This is a genomic window from Pseudoalteromonas xiamenensis, from assembly GCF_017638925.1.
GTDB classification, from domain to species: domain Bacteria; phylum Pseudomonadota; class Gammaproteobacteria; order Enterobacterales; family Alteromonadaceae; genus Pseudoalteromonas; species Pseudoalteromonas xiamenensis.
The window spans coordinates 3,363,121-3,378,072 of the sequence record NZ_CP072133.1 but is presented as its reverse complement, the minus strand read 5'-3'; the positions used below and the strand labels follow the sequence as shown (position 1 = coordinate 3,378,072).

General features: G+C 42.6%; 15 protein-coding genes and 2 pseudogenes. 9 read left to right on the top strand and 8 right to left on the bottom strand.

What is annotated here, in order from left to right; all coding sequences use genetic code 11:
* Positions 1-123: 123 nt before the first annotated feature.
* On the top strand, positions 124-1,464 hold the full coding sequence (locus J5O05_RS16375; protein ID WP_208842982.1) for a sodium-dependent transporter: 1,341 nt from the start codon (positions 124-126) through the stop codon (positions 1,462-1,464).
* Here the strand turns inward: J5O05_RS16375 and J5O05_RS16370 are convergent.
* Positions 1,451-1,900 carry a GNAT family N-acetyltransferase gene (locus J5O05_RS16370; RefSeq protein ID WP_208842981.1) on the bottom strand — a complete coding sequence of 150 codons (450 nt, stop codon included), beginning with the start codon at positions 1,898-1,900 and terminating at the stop codon, positions 1,451-1,453. The genes J5O05_RS16375 and J5O05_RS16370 overlap by 14 nt on opposite strands.
* Positions 1,901-1,944: 44 nt before the next feature.
* The gene (locus J5O05_RS16365; protein ID WP_208842980.1) at positions 1,945-2,688 is read right to left on the bottom strand and encodes a sporulation protein; all 744 of its coding nucleotides are present in this window, start codon (positions 2,686-2,688) and stop codon (positions 1,945-1,947) included.
* A gap of 193 nt (positions 2,689-2,881) precedes the next feature.
* Between J5O05_RS16365 and J5O05_RS16360 the strand changes: the two genes are divergently transcribed.
* Both J5O05_RS16360 and J5O05_RS16355 read left to right on the top strand, forming a co-directional pair.
* Positions 2,882-4,453: a cation:proton antiporter family protein gene (locus J5O05_RS16360; RefSeq protein WP_208842979.1), complete on the top strand. Its 1,572-nt coding sequence runs from the start codon at positions 2,882-2,884 to the stop codon at positions 4,451-4,453.
* Between the two features lie 285 nt (positions 4,454-4,738).
* On the top strand, positions 4,739-5,023 hold the full coding sequence (locus tag J5O05_RS16355) for a hypothetical protein (protein ID WP_208842978.1): 285 nt from the start codon (positions 4,739-4,741) through the stop codon (positions 5,021-5,023).
* Positions 5,024-5,351: 328 nt separating this feature from the next.
* On the opposite strand, the gene J5O05_RS16350 is transcribed toward J5O05_RS16355, so the two are convergent.
* From J5O05_RS16350 to ilvY, 3 genes are all read right to left on the bottom strand, one after another.
* Positions 5,352-5,555 carry a winged helix-turn-helix domain-containing protein gene (locus tag J5O05_RS16350; protein ID WP_244370016.1) on the bottom strand — a complete coding sequence of 68 codons (204 nt, stop codon included), beginning with the start codon at positions 5,553-5,555 and terminating at the stop codon, positions 5,352-5,354.
* Positions 5,556-5,565: 10 nt separating this feature from the next.
* Positions 5,566-6,036, bottom strand: coding sequence for a response regulator (locus J5O05_RS16345; RefSeq protein ID WP_208842976.1), 471 nt, complete (start codon positions 6,034-6,036; stop codon positions 5,566-5,568).
* Positions 6,037-6,229: 193 nt separating this feature from the next.
* Positions 6,230-6,982 (bottom strand): HTH-type transcriptional activator IlvY, encoded by a 753-nt coding sequence (gene ilvY / locus J5O05_RS16340; protein ID WP_341874697.1) that lies wholly within the window; start codon positions 6,980-6,982, stop codon positions 6,230-6,232.
* A gap of 114 nt (positions 6,983-7,096) precedes the next feature.
* On the opposite strand from ilvY, the gene ilvC reads away from it, so the two are divergent.
* The 4 genes and pseudogenes from ilvC to J5O05_RS16320 all read left to right on the top strand — a co-directional run bounded on the left by ilvC (position 7,097) and on the right by J5O05_RS16320 (position 12,759).
* On the top strand, positions 7,097-8,569 hold the full coding sequence (ilvC, locus tag J5O05_RS16335) for a ketol-acid reductoisomerase (RefSeq protein WP_208842975.1): 1,473 nt from the start codon (positions 7,097-7,099) through the stop codon (positions 8,567-8,569).
* Positions 8,570-8,716: 147 nt separating this feature from the next.
* Positions 8,717-10,625 (top strand): annotated as a pseudogene (locus J5O05_RS16330) (methyl-accepting chemotaxis protein).
* A gap of 84 nt (positions 10,626-10,709) precedes the next feature.
* A complete protein-coding gene (locus J5O05_RS16325) occupies positions 10,710-11,888 on the top strand; it encodes a tetratricopeptide repeat protein (RefSeq protein ID WP_208842974.1) in 1,179 nt (392 codons plus the stop codon).
* The gene (locus J5O05_RS16320) at positions 11,869-12,759 is read left to right on the top strand and encodes a M20/M25/M40 family metallo-hydrolase (protein ID WP_208842973.1); all 891 of its coding nucleotides are present in this window, start codon (positions 11,869-11,871) and stop codon (positions 12,757-12,759) included. Before J5O05_RS16325 ends, J5O05_RS16320 begins: the two co-directional genes overlap by 20 nt.
* On the opposite strand, the gene J5O05_RS16315 is transcribed toward J5O05_RS16320, so the two are convergent.
* Complete coding sequence (locus J5O05_RS16315) at positions 12,705-13,004, bottom strand: GIY-YIG nuclease family protein (protein ID WP_208842972.1); 300 nt, start codon at positions 13,002-13,004, stop codon at positions 12,705-12,707. The genes J5O05_RS16320 and J5O05_RS16315 overlap by 55 nt on opposite strands.
* A gap of 107 nt (positions 13,005-13,111) precedes the next feature.
* On the opposite strand from J5O05_RS16315, the gene J5O05_RS16310 reads away from it, so the two are divergent.
* Positions 13,112-13,471, top strand: coding sequence for an outer membrane protein assembly factor BamE (locus J5O05_RS16310; RefSeq protein WP_208842971.1), 360 nt, complete (start codon positions 13,112-13,114; stop codon positions 13,469-13,471).
* 80 nt (positions 13,472-13,551) lie between these two features.
* Here J5O05_RS16310 and J5O05_RS16305 read toward each other — a convergent pair whose 3' ends face one another.
* On the bottom strand, positions 13,552-13,872 hold the full coding sequence (locus J5O05_RS16305; protein WP_208842970.1) for an RnfH family protein: 321 nt from the start codon (positions 13,870-13,872) through the stop codon (positions 13,552-13,554).
* Positions 13,872-14,309: a type II toxin-antitoxin system RatA family toxin gene (locus J5O05_RS16300; protein ID WP_208842969.1), complete on the bottom strand. Its 438-nt coding sequence runs from the start codon at positions 14,307-14,309 to the stop codon at positions 13,872-13,874. The genes J5O05_RS16305 and J5O05_RS16300 overlap by 1 nt, the downstream gene beginning before the upstream one ends.
* Positions 14,310-14,444: 135 nt before the next feature.
* Between J5O05_RS16300 and smpB the strand changes: the two are divergent.
* Positions 14,445-14,928 (top strand): annotated as a pseudogene (gene smpB, locus J5O05_RS16295) (SsrA-binding protein SmpB).
* The last annotated feature ends 24 nt before the right edge of the window (positions 14,929-14,952 follow it).

Here is a 14,952-nt window from a genome sequence, read left to right as displayed (position 1 = left end):
AGCTTGCTTTACAGCGATTTTTTGCCTCTCGCGTTGCTTTAGATCAAACAAAATAAGCCTTTTTATTTGCGTTTTTTTCCAGTAGATTGTGGGCGCAGTTAGGAATTTGAGAAATATAATAATATGAGTAGTGTACGCGGAGAGTTCAGCTCTCGCTTTGGTTTTATTATGGCAGCAGCGGGCTCCGCTGTTGGTCTTGGCAATATTTGGGGCTTCCCAACGCAAACAGCGAGTAACGGTGGTGCTGCGTTTGTTTTGGTGTATCTCGTCCTTGCATTCTGTCTTGCCTATCCTGCTTTAATGGCAGAGCTAGTGATTGGTCGTCATGGACAAGCCAATGCAGTATCATCTTTGAAAAAAATCGCACCAAATCAACCTAAAGCCGCTTTTGTTGTTGGCTTCGGCGGTATCATTTGTGCAGGCTTGATTTTAAGTTTTTACGCGATTGTCGCAGGCTGGATGTTGTCTGCCACACTTTCCCCAATTGCCGAAATTTCACAATTATCAGCGACTGCAACGTGGCTAAATACTCAATCTTTAGGTCGTGACCTTATTTTCACTGCAATCTTTATCATGATGACTATCGCCATTATCAGTAAAGGTGTTGAAAACGGTATTGAAAAATGGTCTAAGCGTTTGATGCCGGCACTCCTTGGTATTTTAGCCGCACTCATCGCTTATGTGCTTACACAAGATGGTGCAGAGGCGGGCCTTAAAGCGTATTTGGTGCCAGACTTTTCACAAATTTTGAATCCAGATCTACTCGTAAGCGCGTTAGGGCAAGCGTTTTTCTCGCTGTCGCTTGGTACGTCGGTGATGATCATTTATGGTTCATATATTTCAAAACAAGAAAACCTCGTTTCGCTTGGTGCTTACGTCACCTTAATTGATGTGTTAATTGCTTTTGTTGCAGGTCTGCTTATCATTCCTGCAATGTATGTTGCCCAAGAGCAAGGCGTGCAAATTTTCTCGGAAACTGGCGCGTTGCTTTCAGAAGACACGCTTGTTTTCCAAGTGTTACCCGCACTTTTCAATAGCATGGGCGATATCGGCTATCTCGTGGCATTGGCCTTCTTTGCGTTGATGAGCATTGCAGCCCTCACGTCATCGATTTCCATGCTAGAAGCGCCTGTGAGCTATACGGTTGAAAACTTCGGTATGAATAGACTGCAAGCCACATGGATTATTGGTGGCCTAATCTCCATTATCAGCTTTGTCATCGTTTTTAACTTCAGTACGTTATTTGGTTTTGTAATTTCGCTAACCACACAATTCGGTCAACCGTTAATTGGCATGCTGTGTTGTATATTTGTTGGTTGGATGTGGAGCCGCCATAAACTCCTGACTGAAATACAAATGGGCTATGGCGACGTTGAACACAGTGTGTTTTGGAAAATATGGCCATGGTACATAAAGTTTGTATGTCCAATTGCCATTGCGCTGGTGTTTTTCAACTCACTGTAAGTGACATATCTTGGTGAGGAATTCCATCTTCTAAGTATTCCTCGCCAACTTCCATAAATCCATAGGATGCATAAAACCCCTTTAAATACACCTGAGCACTTAAAAAGCAGCAAGTAACGCCCTCTTGGTTTTTGCACACAGACAACGCCTCATCCATGATCTTCTGAGCTAACCCTCTTCCGCGAGCCTCGACATCAACGACAACTCGGCCAATAGCGAAGGTATTGTCTTTTTTGCGATAGCAGCGCGCATATGCACTAAGCTTGCTGTTTTCCCATATCATCACGTGTTGAGTTTCCGTCTCTCTATCTACCGAGTCGAGCTCCGGATACGGGCAGTTTTGTTCCACGACGAAAACATCCACACGCAGCTTTAACACTTCATAAAGTTCATCTAGTGATAGTTCACAAAAGGATTTCGTTATTATAGTTTGCATGTCTACTCCAAGAAAAAGCCCAGCGGATGCTGGGCTTGAAGATACTAGGCGAATAGCCGTTCCAGCTGGTCGCATAACTGCGACAAATTGACCTGATCATGTTCTATGGTGAGATCAACATAACCGTCGCCACGAAATGCTCTATCCAGTTCAATCAGAACATGGGTTTGATGTGTTTCGGGAATAAATGACAATTCCACTTCTTGGATCCCAAACATTGAGCGCGTTTGAGGCCTAAACTCAAGCTCTTGATAACAACCTGAGACAGAGTGGAAATTACTCGCGTTAAGAAAACCTTTTTCAACGTCGGCTTTTACCAAGGCAAAACCCAACTTCTCCATTGCCATTAAACACGTTTTGACCGCATCATTTGGATAAATATGAAGGTAGTCTCTATCTGATGGGTCCATTGCCAAATCAATATCAAGTCCGGTTTCTAACCATACATGCGTTTGGTTAAAACCCGTGGGTAATTCAGTAATAGACGTTTCTGAGTGTAAGCGAGCTTCGAATGGGACAATTTTCGTTTCACCGGGTGCAATCGTAAATTGTTCTGCAATGCGCCATTTGTCAATGACGTGGTTTATAAAATAACTGCCATCATCGCCCTCTACTTTCACTTTTGTCATCAGGGCTAACTGTAGACCGGAAATATCTTGCGCTACGTTTCCACCAATGATGTGGATTTTCGCTTGAAACTTTTGACCTGGGTGTAAATGTTCCGTTTCTAATATCGTATCTACTTTCGCCGCACCGATACCAACTGATGCGAGTACTTTTCTAAACATCGTCTCTCCTATCGAGAATGTTCCTTTCACTGCATCTTAACCACATTTTTTCTGGCTTGTCAGCGAAAATTTGCTGTTCGTTACATCAAAGTAAACATTCTGAACAAATGCTCATCAATTAAGACGAGAATATAATTTATATATCAAATAGTTTTGATACACTGACCACAGGAATATTTACTTTGGAAGGCTTATGGAACTCTTGTTCTTCGCTGTCGCGTTCCTCTGCGGCTTCTCGGTTTACCAGCTGAAATTACCCCCTCTCATCGGGTTTCTTATCGCAGGTTTTTTATTAAACGGCTTAGGGTATAGCTCAACCCCGTTGCTGTCACAACTCGCTGATCTTGGTGTCACGTTACTGTTATTCAGTATCGGCCTCAAATTGAAAGTTGGTACCTTGACCAAATTACAGGTCTGGGCACCTGCGACATTGCACATTATCGTGAGTACCTTCCTGTTCACGAGCCTAAGCTTAATGCTCGCATCGTTGAGTTTGCCTTTGTTTACTGAGTTGAGCTGGCAAAGTGCTGCGTTAATCGGATTCGCATTTAGTTTTTCTAGCACCGTTTTTGCCGTAAAGGTTTTAGAAGAACGCGGTGAAATGAATAGTTTCCATGGCAAAATCGCAATCGGCATTCTTGTTATGCAGGATATTTTTGCGGTGATTTTCCTTGCGGTAAGCACCGGTAAAACTCCTAATATTTGGGCACTCGCGCTTTTGATTGGATTGCCGCTCGTACGCCCAGTCATGTTTTGGATCTTAAATCGCTCTAAGCACGGTGAATTGCTTCCGCTTTTCGGCTTTTTCTTTGCGCTTGTACTTGGCTACCATGCATTCGAATTTGCCGGACTCAAAGGTGATTTAGGCGCGCTCATCATTGGTATGATTTTCGCGCCACATAAGAAAGCGGGTGAACTCTCAAAATCTTTACTCAATGTGAAAGACATTTTACTTGTTGGGTTTTTCTTAAACATTGGCTTGAACGCCCACATGAGTTGGGAAGCGCTGATGGTAGCCGTGTTGTTAGTCCTTGTATTACCAATCAAAGTCGCGATTTATTATGGCTTCATGAATATCTTTAATCTTCGTGCACGTACGTCGCTACTCAGTTCATTTTCGCTTGCGAATTACTCTGAGTTCGGACTCATTGTGTGTGCCGTTGCGGCAACTGGAAATCTGATTACAAGCGAGTGGCTTGCCGTCGTTGCAATCGCCGTGTCCATCACCTTTATCATTGCTTCTCCGCTTAACAAACGTTCCAACGATATATACGTCAAAATTGAAAACTGGTTACTTAAGTTTGAGTCAGACACTCGATTAGAAGAAGAAATGAACGTCAGTTTACCAAAAGCAAAGGTACTGATTTTCGGTATGGGTCGTGTGGGTACAGGGGCGTATGAAACCATAGAACAAAGTCATCCTGGCCTGATAACTGGCGTAGACATTAGTGCAGAAGTTGTAAGTAAACATACCGAGCGCGGGCGTAGAGTAATTGTTGCCGATGCAACCGACCCTGACTTTTGGCAACGAATTAATCACTCCAGTGTTGAAATGGTCATGTTGGCTATGCCTAAACATAACCAGAACTTGTTTGCCCTAGAACAGCTCAAAGCCTCTGGGTTTGGGGGACAAGTAACCGCTATTGCAAACTATCCAGATCAACAAAAGGAACTTGAAGATTTGGGTGTTGATTCGACTTACAACTTCTACCTAGAGGCAGGTAGTGGTTTCGCCGAACACGTTAAACAAAAACTTTTTAGTTAACGTAAACAATTGTTCTCAGACCCGCGATGGGTACTGAGAACAATTTTCATTTCACACTCAACACGTTACATTTAACCGTTTAAAAAATCAGCGTTTCTAAAACAGAAAATGATTGCAAGTTGATTTACAAACCTTTACATCGAAATTGGCAATTCTCAGACTAAACAGAGTAAACTAAACTTATTGAAGGCATGTAAGTCTCGATTTTTAAAACAGAAATCAATTTTCTTCTTATCGGAACTCATTCCTACGTATTCAGTCGAATTCACATGTAAGGGGGCAGCAATGTTTAAAAGTAAATCAACTTTATCATTGACCGCAGTTGTAGATGATGTAAAAGCAAGTCCGTTCACGGATATTCAAAAGCAGCTAGACCTTCTTCAGGATAATGGAATGACAGCGCTAGACATACGCAACGTGTTATTCCACAAAATGCTCGACTTGCATGCGGTACCGAAAGACCACTTTTTAAGAGACGCTGATACACCAGAAAGATTGGATGATCCTGCGATTCTTACAACGTTAAATGAACTTGGTTTTCATCGCAAAGCACGTTATCCAGTTCACTAGTTTTTAAAATTGGGAGCCTACTCTCCCTTTATAGGCTGGCAATGCCCGTCGCCAGCCTATTTCCTCCAAATCCAAATCCAAATCCAAATCCAAATCCTTGTCTGCATGTTCATGCATAAGCTTTATCTCTTTATTCGAAATCGTTAAAAATTGTAAAAATTACGCGAGATACGATTCGAAATGTTTGCGAGCAAAGCATAGCGTACTTTACTTCCCATTTATTCTTTTAAGGATTGAAAGGGACTTTTGCACAACAATGAGAGGTAGTCAGAAAGAGGAAAGGAACTACTTGAACGTTGTTCCTTTTGCAGTTGAATAATATCGACAACTAGAAGGCATCTGGGATCAGACAATAGCCTTGTTTCCAAACCGTTTTTATCATTTCAGGACTGGTTTCATTGTCCCCTAATTTTTTGCGAAGCTTCGACACTCGCACGTCAATACTGCGGCCAAGTCCATCATATGGACGACCTAAGATCTGTTCAAACAGTGTGTTTCTATCAACGACGCGACCCGCGTTTAGAGCAAGCATCACAAGCAATTCAAATTCGTGACTGGTGAAGTTCTACTCGCAGTCCATTTAGCTCTATTTTGCGGCTTATTTTATTGACAACTAAACCACCGATCTGAATAGTTTCATTGCCTGAATCAAAGGTTGTTTCAGAAGATTTGATGCGTCGTAAGAGTGCGTTCAATTTTGCAGCCACCATACGAGGTTTAGCACTGCGAGCGACAACATCATCGGCACCCAGCTCTAAACTTATTATTTGCGTTGCATCGTCACTTTCTTTTGTCGAAACGACGATCCCGCCTTGGTAATGGCCACGTATTTCTGGCAAACATTTAGTGAGATCTTTAATTTCACCGTCGATGATTACAATTGATGCGTTGGAATATTGCTGCCAATCTTGCAGGTCCACAAGCTGAGATGTTTCAAACCCATAACGTGCTAGATACGCGCTGTATTGATTAAACACATCAGTGTTGTTTTCATTAAACAAAATTTTAGTCATAACGCACACTCATTTGAATTATTTTCAACTCAGTGTACTTTCGTTGACTGAATACTGGCTTTATGAACCAAATATTTCCTCGCTGCAGGACCAAAAAGCCGACACAATGGACTCGTTCACTCGACGCTTCTGGGCAACCAAGCCGATATCAATGTGTCCTAAATCCTTAACCGGCAAAATGCTAACTTTCTCTTTAAATGGGCTTCTGCTCCAACACAACCTCTGGCACAACGGCCAGTCCAAATCCCAGACTGACGAGTGACACTAACGCTTCATGACCGGCAACGTACGCGTAAACAGTGGGAACAAATTGGCGCTTTTTAGCCCATGCCTCGAACCGAGTTTTAAGCACACCTTGTTCGGAAACAATAAATGCTAATTCATTGACCGGCGCACCTTCCTCAAGTCGTTGTTGTACAGGACAACTCACCTTTGGTGCTATTAGCCTAAGTGGAGAGCGACCTAGCCTTTGAAAACTTAAATTTTCGGCTAATGTGGCTGGCTTAACCGCCACCGCGATGTCAGTCTTGTCCTCTTGAACTCGTGTTATCGATTGTGCCGGGTCGCCTGTTGTTAAATGTAACTCGACTTCAGTGTGTTTAGCTCTAAATTTAGACACGAGTTCATAAACGAAACTATAGGTCGCCGTTACCGAGCAGAATAAATGAAGCTTACCAGTCAAAGGAGCTGACTCGTCTAAACATTCATTCTTAAAGTGTTGCCAGTTTGACAGCGTCGATTTTGCATAGCCAACAAATGCTTTACCCATAGCGGTAAGTTTCACGCTTCGGTTATCACGATAAAAAAGCGCCCCGCCCACTTCTTCTTCGAGCTGTTTTATCTGTCGACTCAATGTTGGCGCACTGACAAAACAACGCTCACTCGCTCGGCCAAAGTGAAGGGTTTCAGCTAACACTAGGAAGTTCTGTAAATGCTTATGGTCCATCGTTATGTTTCATAAAATGAAATATTATATTTTAAATATATCATTTTACGTAAGAAAAGAAGACTTATATGCTCAGAGTCGTTCAAATTCTTCTTTTGTGAAATAGGATCTAACATGGCGAACTACTTTAATTCTCTACCTTTGCGCGAACAGTTAGCGCAATTGCAGCAGTGCGAATTTATGGACCCACAAGAATTTAATAACGGCGTAGAGGCGTTGCTTGGTAAAAAACTTGTGATTGTGGGTTGTGGCGCTCAGGGCCTTAACCAAGGCCTGAACCTGCGTGATTCAGGTTTAGATGTAAGCTATGCACTACGTCAATCAGCGATTGATGAAAAGCGTCAATCTTATCTTAATGCTTCTGACAATGGCTTTACTGTTGGAACGTATGAAGAACTCATTCCATCGGCGGATCTTGTCCTTAATCTAACACCAGACAAGCAACATACTTCGGTGGTGAGCGCTATCATGCCACTGATGAAACAAGGTGCAACGCTTGCCTATTCTCATGGCTTCAACATTGTTGAAGAAGGCATGCAAGTGCGTCCTGATCTTACCGTAATTATGGTTGCGCCTAAGTGTCCAGGTACCGAAGTACGTGAAGAATACAAACGTGGTTTTGGCGTACCTACGCTTATTGCGGTTCACCCTGAAAACGACCCAGAAGGTAAAGGACTTGAACAAGCTAAAGCGTATGCCGCAGGCACTGGTGGCCATCGCGCAGGGGTACTTAAGTCGTCTTTTATCGCGGAAGTTAAATCTGACTTGATGGGCGAGCAAACCATTCTATGTGGTATGTTACAAACCGGTTCTATTCTTTGTTTTGACAAAATGGTTGAAGAAGGCATTGATGCAGGTTACGCGTCAAAGTTTATTCAATATGGCTGGGAAGTGATCACCGAAGCACTGAAGCATGGTGGGATTACCCACATGTTAGACCGTCTAGACAACCCTTCCAAAATTAAAGCTTTTGACTTAAGTGAAGAACTTAAGGGAATTATGCGTCCTTTGTATAACAAACACATGGATGACATCATCAGCGGTGATTTTTCTGAAGGTATGATGGCCGATTGGGCTGAAGGTGATGCAAAACTTCTTGCTTGGCGCGCAGAAACTGCGGAAACCGCCTTCGAGAAGCAAGAAAACGCTGCAGTGGCTATTACTGAGCAGGAGTTTTTCGACAAAGGTATCTTGATGGTGGCAATGGTTAAAGCGGGCGTTGAATTGGCTTTTGAAACCATGACAGCAGCAGGTATCGTGGAAGAGTCTGCATACTATGAATCGCTGCACGAAACACCACTGATTGCAAACACGATTGCACGTAAAAAACTGTATGAAATGAACCGCACCATTTCAGATACTGCGGAATACGGCTGTTACTTATACAACCATGCGTGTTTGCCTTTACTTAAGCCGTTTATGGCAACAGTCAAAGCAGACGTCATTGGTAAAGGCTTAGAAAATTCAACCAATCAAGTTGATAATCAAAAATTAATTCGCGTAAACCAAGCGCTTCGCAGCCACCCTGTAGAAGTAATTGGTACAACGCTTAGAGGCTACATGTCAGCAATGAAAAGCATTGTTTAACATTCGGTTCGCTTGTTAGAAACCAAGCCCACTTGCTTTATGCAGTGGGCTTTTTTTACAATTTGGTGACAAATGGGATTGACGAGATGCGCAACAATCCGACACTATGCTAGAATGAAATTTCCAGAAGTAACTATATAGACGCCAATGCTAATCACGCGTTTTACGATAACACAAAAAATTACCCTTTTAGGGAGCCTCATTGCATTATCTGTTTCAATCTTAATCGGAGCGACTGCACTATATCGCTCAGAAAATATGATTGCGCGACGAATGATGCAGTCTGAATTGCCAAGTAAAGTTGAAAATATCAACCGTGCACTGGGCGAGCAAATTAATGAACTGAAGAATGCTGCAGAGCAATTGTCGAGCAATGAACTTATTTTGGCGGCTGCGCGAAATAATACGTTGGACGAATCGGTGCTTATATCCGAGTTGACACGTTTAACGAAGCAATACGACCTAGTTACAGCATCTTGGGCAAATAGAAAATCAGCACAATATTGGAACCAAAAAGGGTTTTTACGTGTGCTAAACCAAAACCAAGACGGTTGGTTTTTCGGTTTTACCCAATCTTCAGAACCTTTTTCCATCAGTATCTACCAAGAGTCGCCTGGCGACGTGAAGATGTTTGTTAATCATCAACAAACCAATGGAATTGGACTGGCGGGGCTTGCCAAAAGCATCGATGACATGCAAGCAATGTTGTCAAAAATGACAATTGAGAAAACCGGCTTTGTCTTCGTTGTTGATAGCCGTGGGCAGGTACAATTGCATCGTGATGCAAGTAAAGTGGCTAAAGCAACCCTTAGTGACTTTTACGGTACTTCTGCTTCACGATTACTGAATGGCCAAACCTTTACCGTTGAAGAAATTAAACTCAATGGCGAACAAACCATTGTTGCATCGAGTTCCAATTAAAGGCACCGCACTTTACGTTATAGCTCAAGTACCAAGTAAAGAAGTCTTCGCAGGGATCACCACACTGCAATGGCAGATTGTTAGTTTTTCAATCGTAATTGCTGTGATAGCCTCGCTGTTAAGTTTTTTCCTTGCGAGAACCTTAAGCGCCCCGCTGTCCACGATGGCAAATACGTTTAGTCGTTTAGGCAGCGGTGAAGCTAAACTGAATTATCGCGTGCCAGAGTCCCCTCAACCGGAGCTGCAAGCGCTTGCAACAGGGTTTAACCAATTTATCTCGAAGATTGAACAAGCGATTGCTCAAGTTGCTTGTGAAAGCAGTGACATTCGCCAAGCTAGCGAAGAAGTATTCAAGCAGAGTAAACGAAATTCACAGCAATTGGATGAACAGAAATCACAGACTATTTCTGTCGCCGCGGCTATCAATGAAATGGGTGCCACTGTTCAAGAAATAGCAGGTAGTGCAAACAACACAGCCAAACTTACTGAAGACAGTAAACTCAAGTCAAACCAAACTCATGAACATGTTCTATCGAGCCAAAAAACCTTGCTGGTGTTGGCAACAGACATTGAAGCAATGGCTGAACAAGTGGGCATGCTGGCGACGAAAACTCAGGCAATAGCAAATATTGTTGATGTTATCCGCGGAATTTCAGAGCAAACCAACCTGCTTGCGTTGAACGCTGCTATTGAGTCTGCTCGTGCTGGTGAACATGGTCGAGGTTTCGCGGTGGTTGCCGATGAAGTTCGCGCACTTGCGAGTCGTACTTCGAAGTCAACAGATGAAATTCAGTCGATGATTTCGGAATTGACTTTGGCCTCCGATTCAATTGTTGCGCGCATTGAGCAAGGTAAACGTCAAGCCGATAACAGTGTTTCTACGATGCAAACGTCTGTTGAACTGATTAAAATTATCAGTGATACCGCAGATCAAATTAACGACATGACTACGTTAATTGCAGCTGCAACGGAAGAACAAAGCAATGTTGTGGCGGATGTTGGAAGAACGATTGAACAAATTAGTGGTATTAGTGACGATGTCATGAGTGATCAGCTTGCCACTGAAAAATCAATCCAAGCACTTGCCGATTCCGCTCGCGCATTGGATACACTGGTTGCCACGTTCGAACGATAACATTACGTTACAATCTAACATAGTCTGTCCTCAATTTTCGTACTACACTGAAATGAACAGTAGTAAAAAGTTGAGGACAGTGCCATGCGCCAAACAACTTTTAGAGTTACCTCCGTTTTAATCATTTTTTTGTCGCTTGCGGGATGCCAAACAACTAATCAAACAACCGCCTCGCACCCTTATGAGCTTCTAAACCAGCCTCAATTTCGGTCTATGCCCGTTGAGTCTCAAAAGGAAATTTTTGCTTTAGATCCCGATATTCGAAGCAATTTAGACCGATTGTTTGGCGATGAAGATGGCAGTGTAATGCGCGCCAAACAATTAATGGCCTTTTTGATGAAAAATGGTGATAACGCCATGTCGTATCAATCTGGTGCCAATTTAACGGCAAGTGAGACCTTTAGAAATCTCAATGCTAACTGCTTGTCCTTGTCTATTCTCGCACACAGTATGTCTGAATACGTTGGCTTAAAGTCTCAATTTCAACGGGTCATGATCCCTGAGTTTTGGGATCAAAGTCATGGCTATAGCTTGTTAACTGGCCATGTAAATTTAAAGGTCTCTCAAAAACGTCTTCGCAATAATGGCTACTATTCTTACTCGCTCACCGAACCGGATTCGCTGATTGTTGACTTTGATCCAAACAGTAGACAACAGCACTTCAAAACCGAATACATTACCAAAGATCGAATCACCGCAATGTTTTACAACAATAAAGGCGCAATTGCCTTAATTGAAAGAAATTATGACCAAGCGTTTAGTTATATGAAAGCGGCTATTGAACTCGATCCTGAATACTCTTCATCGTGGGGTAATTTGGGGGTACTGCTTCGAGCAAGCGGCGCAATGGAGTCTGCAGAGAAGGCTTATGATCACGCCTATGAACTCGACAACAATGTTACCGCTCTTGGTAATTTAGCAATTCTCTATCGCATGACAGCAAGAGAACATAAAGCGGCCAACATAGAAAGTCGGTTAGAGCAGCGTCGAGCTGCAAACCCCTACTACCAAATCATGTTAGGGAATGAGGCATTTGAGAGCCATGATCTAAATGGAGCGCTTGCACACTATCGAAAAGCACGTACGTTAGACCCTCAACTGCATTTCAGCTATTTTGGCATCGCCAAGGTTTACTACATGTTAGGTGATAGCTCAAAAGCCCGAGAAAACTTAGAAGCTGCTTATAAACTCGCGGATTACGACCACGACAAGCTAAAATATACCAATAAATTACGGTGGTTGAATGCGGTTGTTAAGAATTAGCTTTGTTGCACTTATTCTTTCGAGTGGACCATCTGTTGCAAATCCTCAGTTAATTGGGGATTTGCAAACCTTAACAAGTCCAACGTTTCTAGGTCGAGAGTCGGGGTCATTAGAACCGAACCAGAGTGCGCAGTATTTGTATACTCGTCTTAGTGAGTCAGGCTATAAGCCTCAAATTCAATCGTTCGATTTCCAAGCTGGATGGTCCGCCAGTCAGCGAGGCCATAATGTTCTCGCGGTTCTACCCTGTCAGAAAAATCCTTGTCTACCGAGCATTATCATCACCGCACACTATGACCATTTAGGTGGAATAGAAAGTAGATATTATCCAGGTGCAAATGATAATGCGTCAGGTGTGGCTGCCTTGCTATTTCTCGCAGATAGACTGAAACAACAGCAAACTAATCGAGACATCGTATTTCTCGCGACTGATGCAGAAGAAAAAGGCTTATTCGGTTCACATTATTACACGAGCAATGTACCGCTTGAGAACATTGGGTTGAACATTAATCTCGATATGCTGGCGGTCAACAAAAAGCGAACATTGTATGTTTTATCAAGCAGACACTCAGGCTACGAACAAATCGTGCAACAGTTAGCACCTCGAAATATTAGATTTCGCTACACGGAATCCGCAAAACGATTGGGAAAATGGACTGACACACCAAGAACTGATTGGCTTCGCGCATCCGATCATTACCCTTTCTTTAAACAAGGGATCCCATTTCTTTACATTGGCATGGGTGAGGATGAAAAACATCACTCTGTTAAAGATACATTTAAAAACGTAGATGTTGACGCGTATCAAGATGCTGTCTACGCGGTTTCAGAACTGATCGATTCAATTGTCGCACCACAGGTTGATACGTAGAGGCGTTTTTTCGCTTTAGTTAGTCGTTTTACTTTATATTCAAGTATTGCAGCTTCGCTTTTGCTACCTACCACTTTTTGAAAAATAAGCTTTAAAGGACCCTTCCCTCGTAAGCTTTTAGCACCTTTGCCAGATTCGTGTTTTGCGATACGCATTTCGACGTCTGGCGTAATGCCGGTGTACCAAATCCCTGTTGCTGTTTCAACGATGTACAATGACCAAATTACCGCTTTTTCTTCACTCACAATAAACTTTCTTCAATTTGAATGGTCGAACTTAGCCAAAAGAGTATTTAATCTTCTTAGCCACTACAGTATGATGCTCGCTATAAAAAATAAGGATACACCAAATCATGTTGTCTTATAAAACGCTTCTAGCGCGACTTTTTTCAGCGCTACTCATTGTTTCTTTGTCTGGTTGTGCAAACTGGGTTTATCGTATCAACATTCCTCAGGGTAACTATTTGGAGCAAAGTGATATAGATAAGCTACGGATCAATATGACACGTGAGCAAGTGTTGTTTGTACTTGGTAATCCTGTTGCAAAAGACGCCTTTGGTAACGACTCATGGCATTATGCATATACTCTGAATTTAGGTCGTGACACTGAAGAACGCCAAAAGCTCACCGTTTATTTCGAAAACGACAAATTGACCAAAATTGAAGGTGATTTTGAAACACCTAAAGATTTTAACGTACCGCTTGAGAAATAAGTAAACTTAGCGTGGACATTGGACTTGCTCACAGTCAGTCTAAACAAAACAGGCACCATATGGTGCCTGTTTTGTTAGCGTCATTTAAGCGGTCTTCCGCCTGTCACCGGGTTTGCTCGACCTTCTTGCTTGGCTTTTTCTGCTCGGTTTCTACGAGCTGCTTTAGGGTCTGCAATCAACGGGCGATAAATTTCAATTCTGTCCCCTTCGCGAACAACTTGATGACCTTTACAGGTTCGATTCCAAATGCCCAACGTTAAGTTAGTTGGGTCAATTTCTGGACATTTATCCAAAATACCAGACTGTAAAACCACCTGCTCAGCTGTTGAACCTTCTGCCACATCAACAGACAAACTCGTGGCCTGCTGTGGCAATGCATAAACAACTTCCACCTTGATCACTATCGGACTCCGTATACCTGTTTAGCTCGTTGCGTAAAAGCCGCCACCATATTTTTGGCAACCTCGTTAAACACTTTACCAAAAGCAAGCTCTACCAACTTATTCGAAAACTCAAAGTCTAATTTAAGTGCTACTTTACAAGCGTGTTCATCCAACGCGATAAATTGCCAACGACCTTTTAAAAATTTAAAGGGACCATCGACTAGCTGCATAGCAACTTCTTGATTTTCTACCAGCTGATTTTCAGTAGTAAACCATTTACTCATACCTGCTTTGGATATTTCCAAACTCGCAGTCATTTTTTGACCTTCTACGGAAATGACTTTTGCGCCAGAACAATGCGGTAAAAACTCAGGGTATGCATTCACTTCATTGACTAAGTCGAACATCTCTTTGGTGCTATACATGACCAATGCACTTTTTTCTATCTGCGGCATAGTTACTCCAAATACTTTGCGGTATTCTATCAGCCTTTCTCGTTGATATGCCATGTTTTAGTCGCTTACGACATTTTTGAACGGAAAAGAAAAAGCACTGTCAAGTTTTCAGCTTTAAAGGTAAACTACGTCATTATGACAAAGAAAAAATCTCCTAAATCAACCAGTAATACCATCGCGTTAAACAAAAAAGCACGCCATGAGTATGCACTGCACGACAAATACGAAGCTGGCCTTGAGTTACAAGGTTGGGAAGTAAAAAGTATTCGCGCAGGTAAAGTAAACATCTCAGATACCTATATCCATTTAAAAGATGGCGAAGCATTCCTGTTAGGCAGCCAAATCCAACCTCTCAACAGTGCATCGACTCATGTTATCTGCGATCCAATGCGCTATCGTAAACTCTTATTGAGTCGTCGAGAATTAGACCGTTTAGTCGGTGCTGTCGAACGCGAAGGTTTCTCGCTCATTGCAACTGCAATGTACTGGCGCAAGTGTTGGGTGAAACTTGAATTCCATCTTGCCAAAGGTAAGAAAACTCACGATAAGCGAGCAGACATTAAAGACCGTGACTGGAACTCGAGACAAAGACAGATTAATGAAACATAAGGCAAGGTAACTTGCCTTTTTTGTGCCTGAATCC

Excerpts from the sequence above, each read along its gene's own strand:
- J5O05_RS16360 (WP_208842979.1), top strand. The coding sequence starts at position 2,882 with ATGGAACTCTTGTTCTTCGCTGTCGCGTTCCTCTGCGGCTTCTCGGTT.
- J5O05_RS16365 (WP_208842980.1), bottom strand. The coding sequence starts at position 2,688 with ATGTTTAGAAAAGTACTCGCATCAGTTGGTATCGGTGCGGCGAAAGTA.
- J5O05_RS16310 (WP_208842971.1), top strand. The coding sequence starts at position 13,112 with ATGTTGTCTTATAAAACGCTTCTAGCGCGACTTTTTTCAGCGCTACTC.
- ilvC (WP_208842975.1), top strand. The coding sequence starts at position 7,097 with ATGGCGAACTACTTTAATTCTCTACCTTTGCGCGAACAGTTAGCGCAA.
- J5O05_RS16325 (WP_208842974.1), top strand. The coding sequence starts at position 10,710 with ATGCGCCAAACAACTTTTAGAGTTACCTCCGTTTTAATCATTTTTTTG.
- J5O05_RS16350 (WP_244370016.1), bottom strand. The coding sequence starts at position 5,555 with ATGCTTGCTCTAAACGCGGGTCGCGTCGTTGATAGAAACACACTGTTT.
- J5O05_RS16355 (WP_208842978.1), top strand. The coding sequence starts at position 4,739 with ATGTTTAAAAGTAAATCAACTTTATCATTGACCGCAGTTGTAGATGAT.
- J5O05_RS16345 (WP_208842976.1), bottom strand. The coding sequence starts at position 6,036 with ATGACTAAAATTTTGTTTAATGAAAACAACACTGATGTGTTTAATCAA.
- J5O05_RS16370 (WP_208842981.1), bottom strand. The coding sequence starts at position 1,900 with ATGCAAACTATAATAACGAAATCCTTTTGTGAACTATCACTAGATGAA.
- ilvY (WP_341874697.1), bottom strand. The coding sequence starts at position 6,982 with ATGGACCATAAGCATTTACAGAACTTCCTAGTGTTAGCTGAAACCCTT.
- J5O05_RS16320 (WP_208842973.1), top strand. The coding sequence starts at position 11,869 with ATGCGGTTGTTAAGAATTAGCTTTGTTGCACTTATTCTTTCGAGTGGA.
- J5O05_RS16300 (WP_208842969.1), bottom strand. The coding sequence starts at position 14,309 with ATGCCGCAGATAGAAAAAAGTGCATTGGTCATGTATAGCACCAAAGAG.
- J5O05_RS16375 (WP_208842982.1), top strand. The coding sequence starts at position 124 with ATGAGTAGTGTACGCGGAGAGTTCAGCTCTCGCTTTGGTTTTATTATG.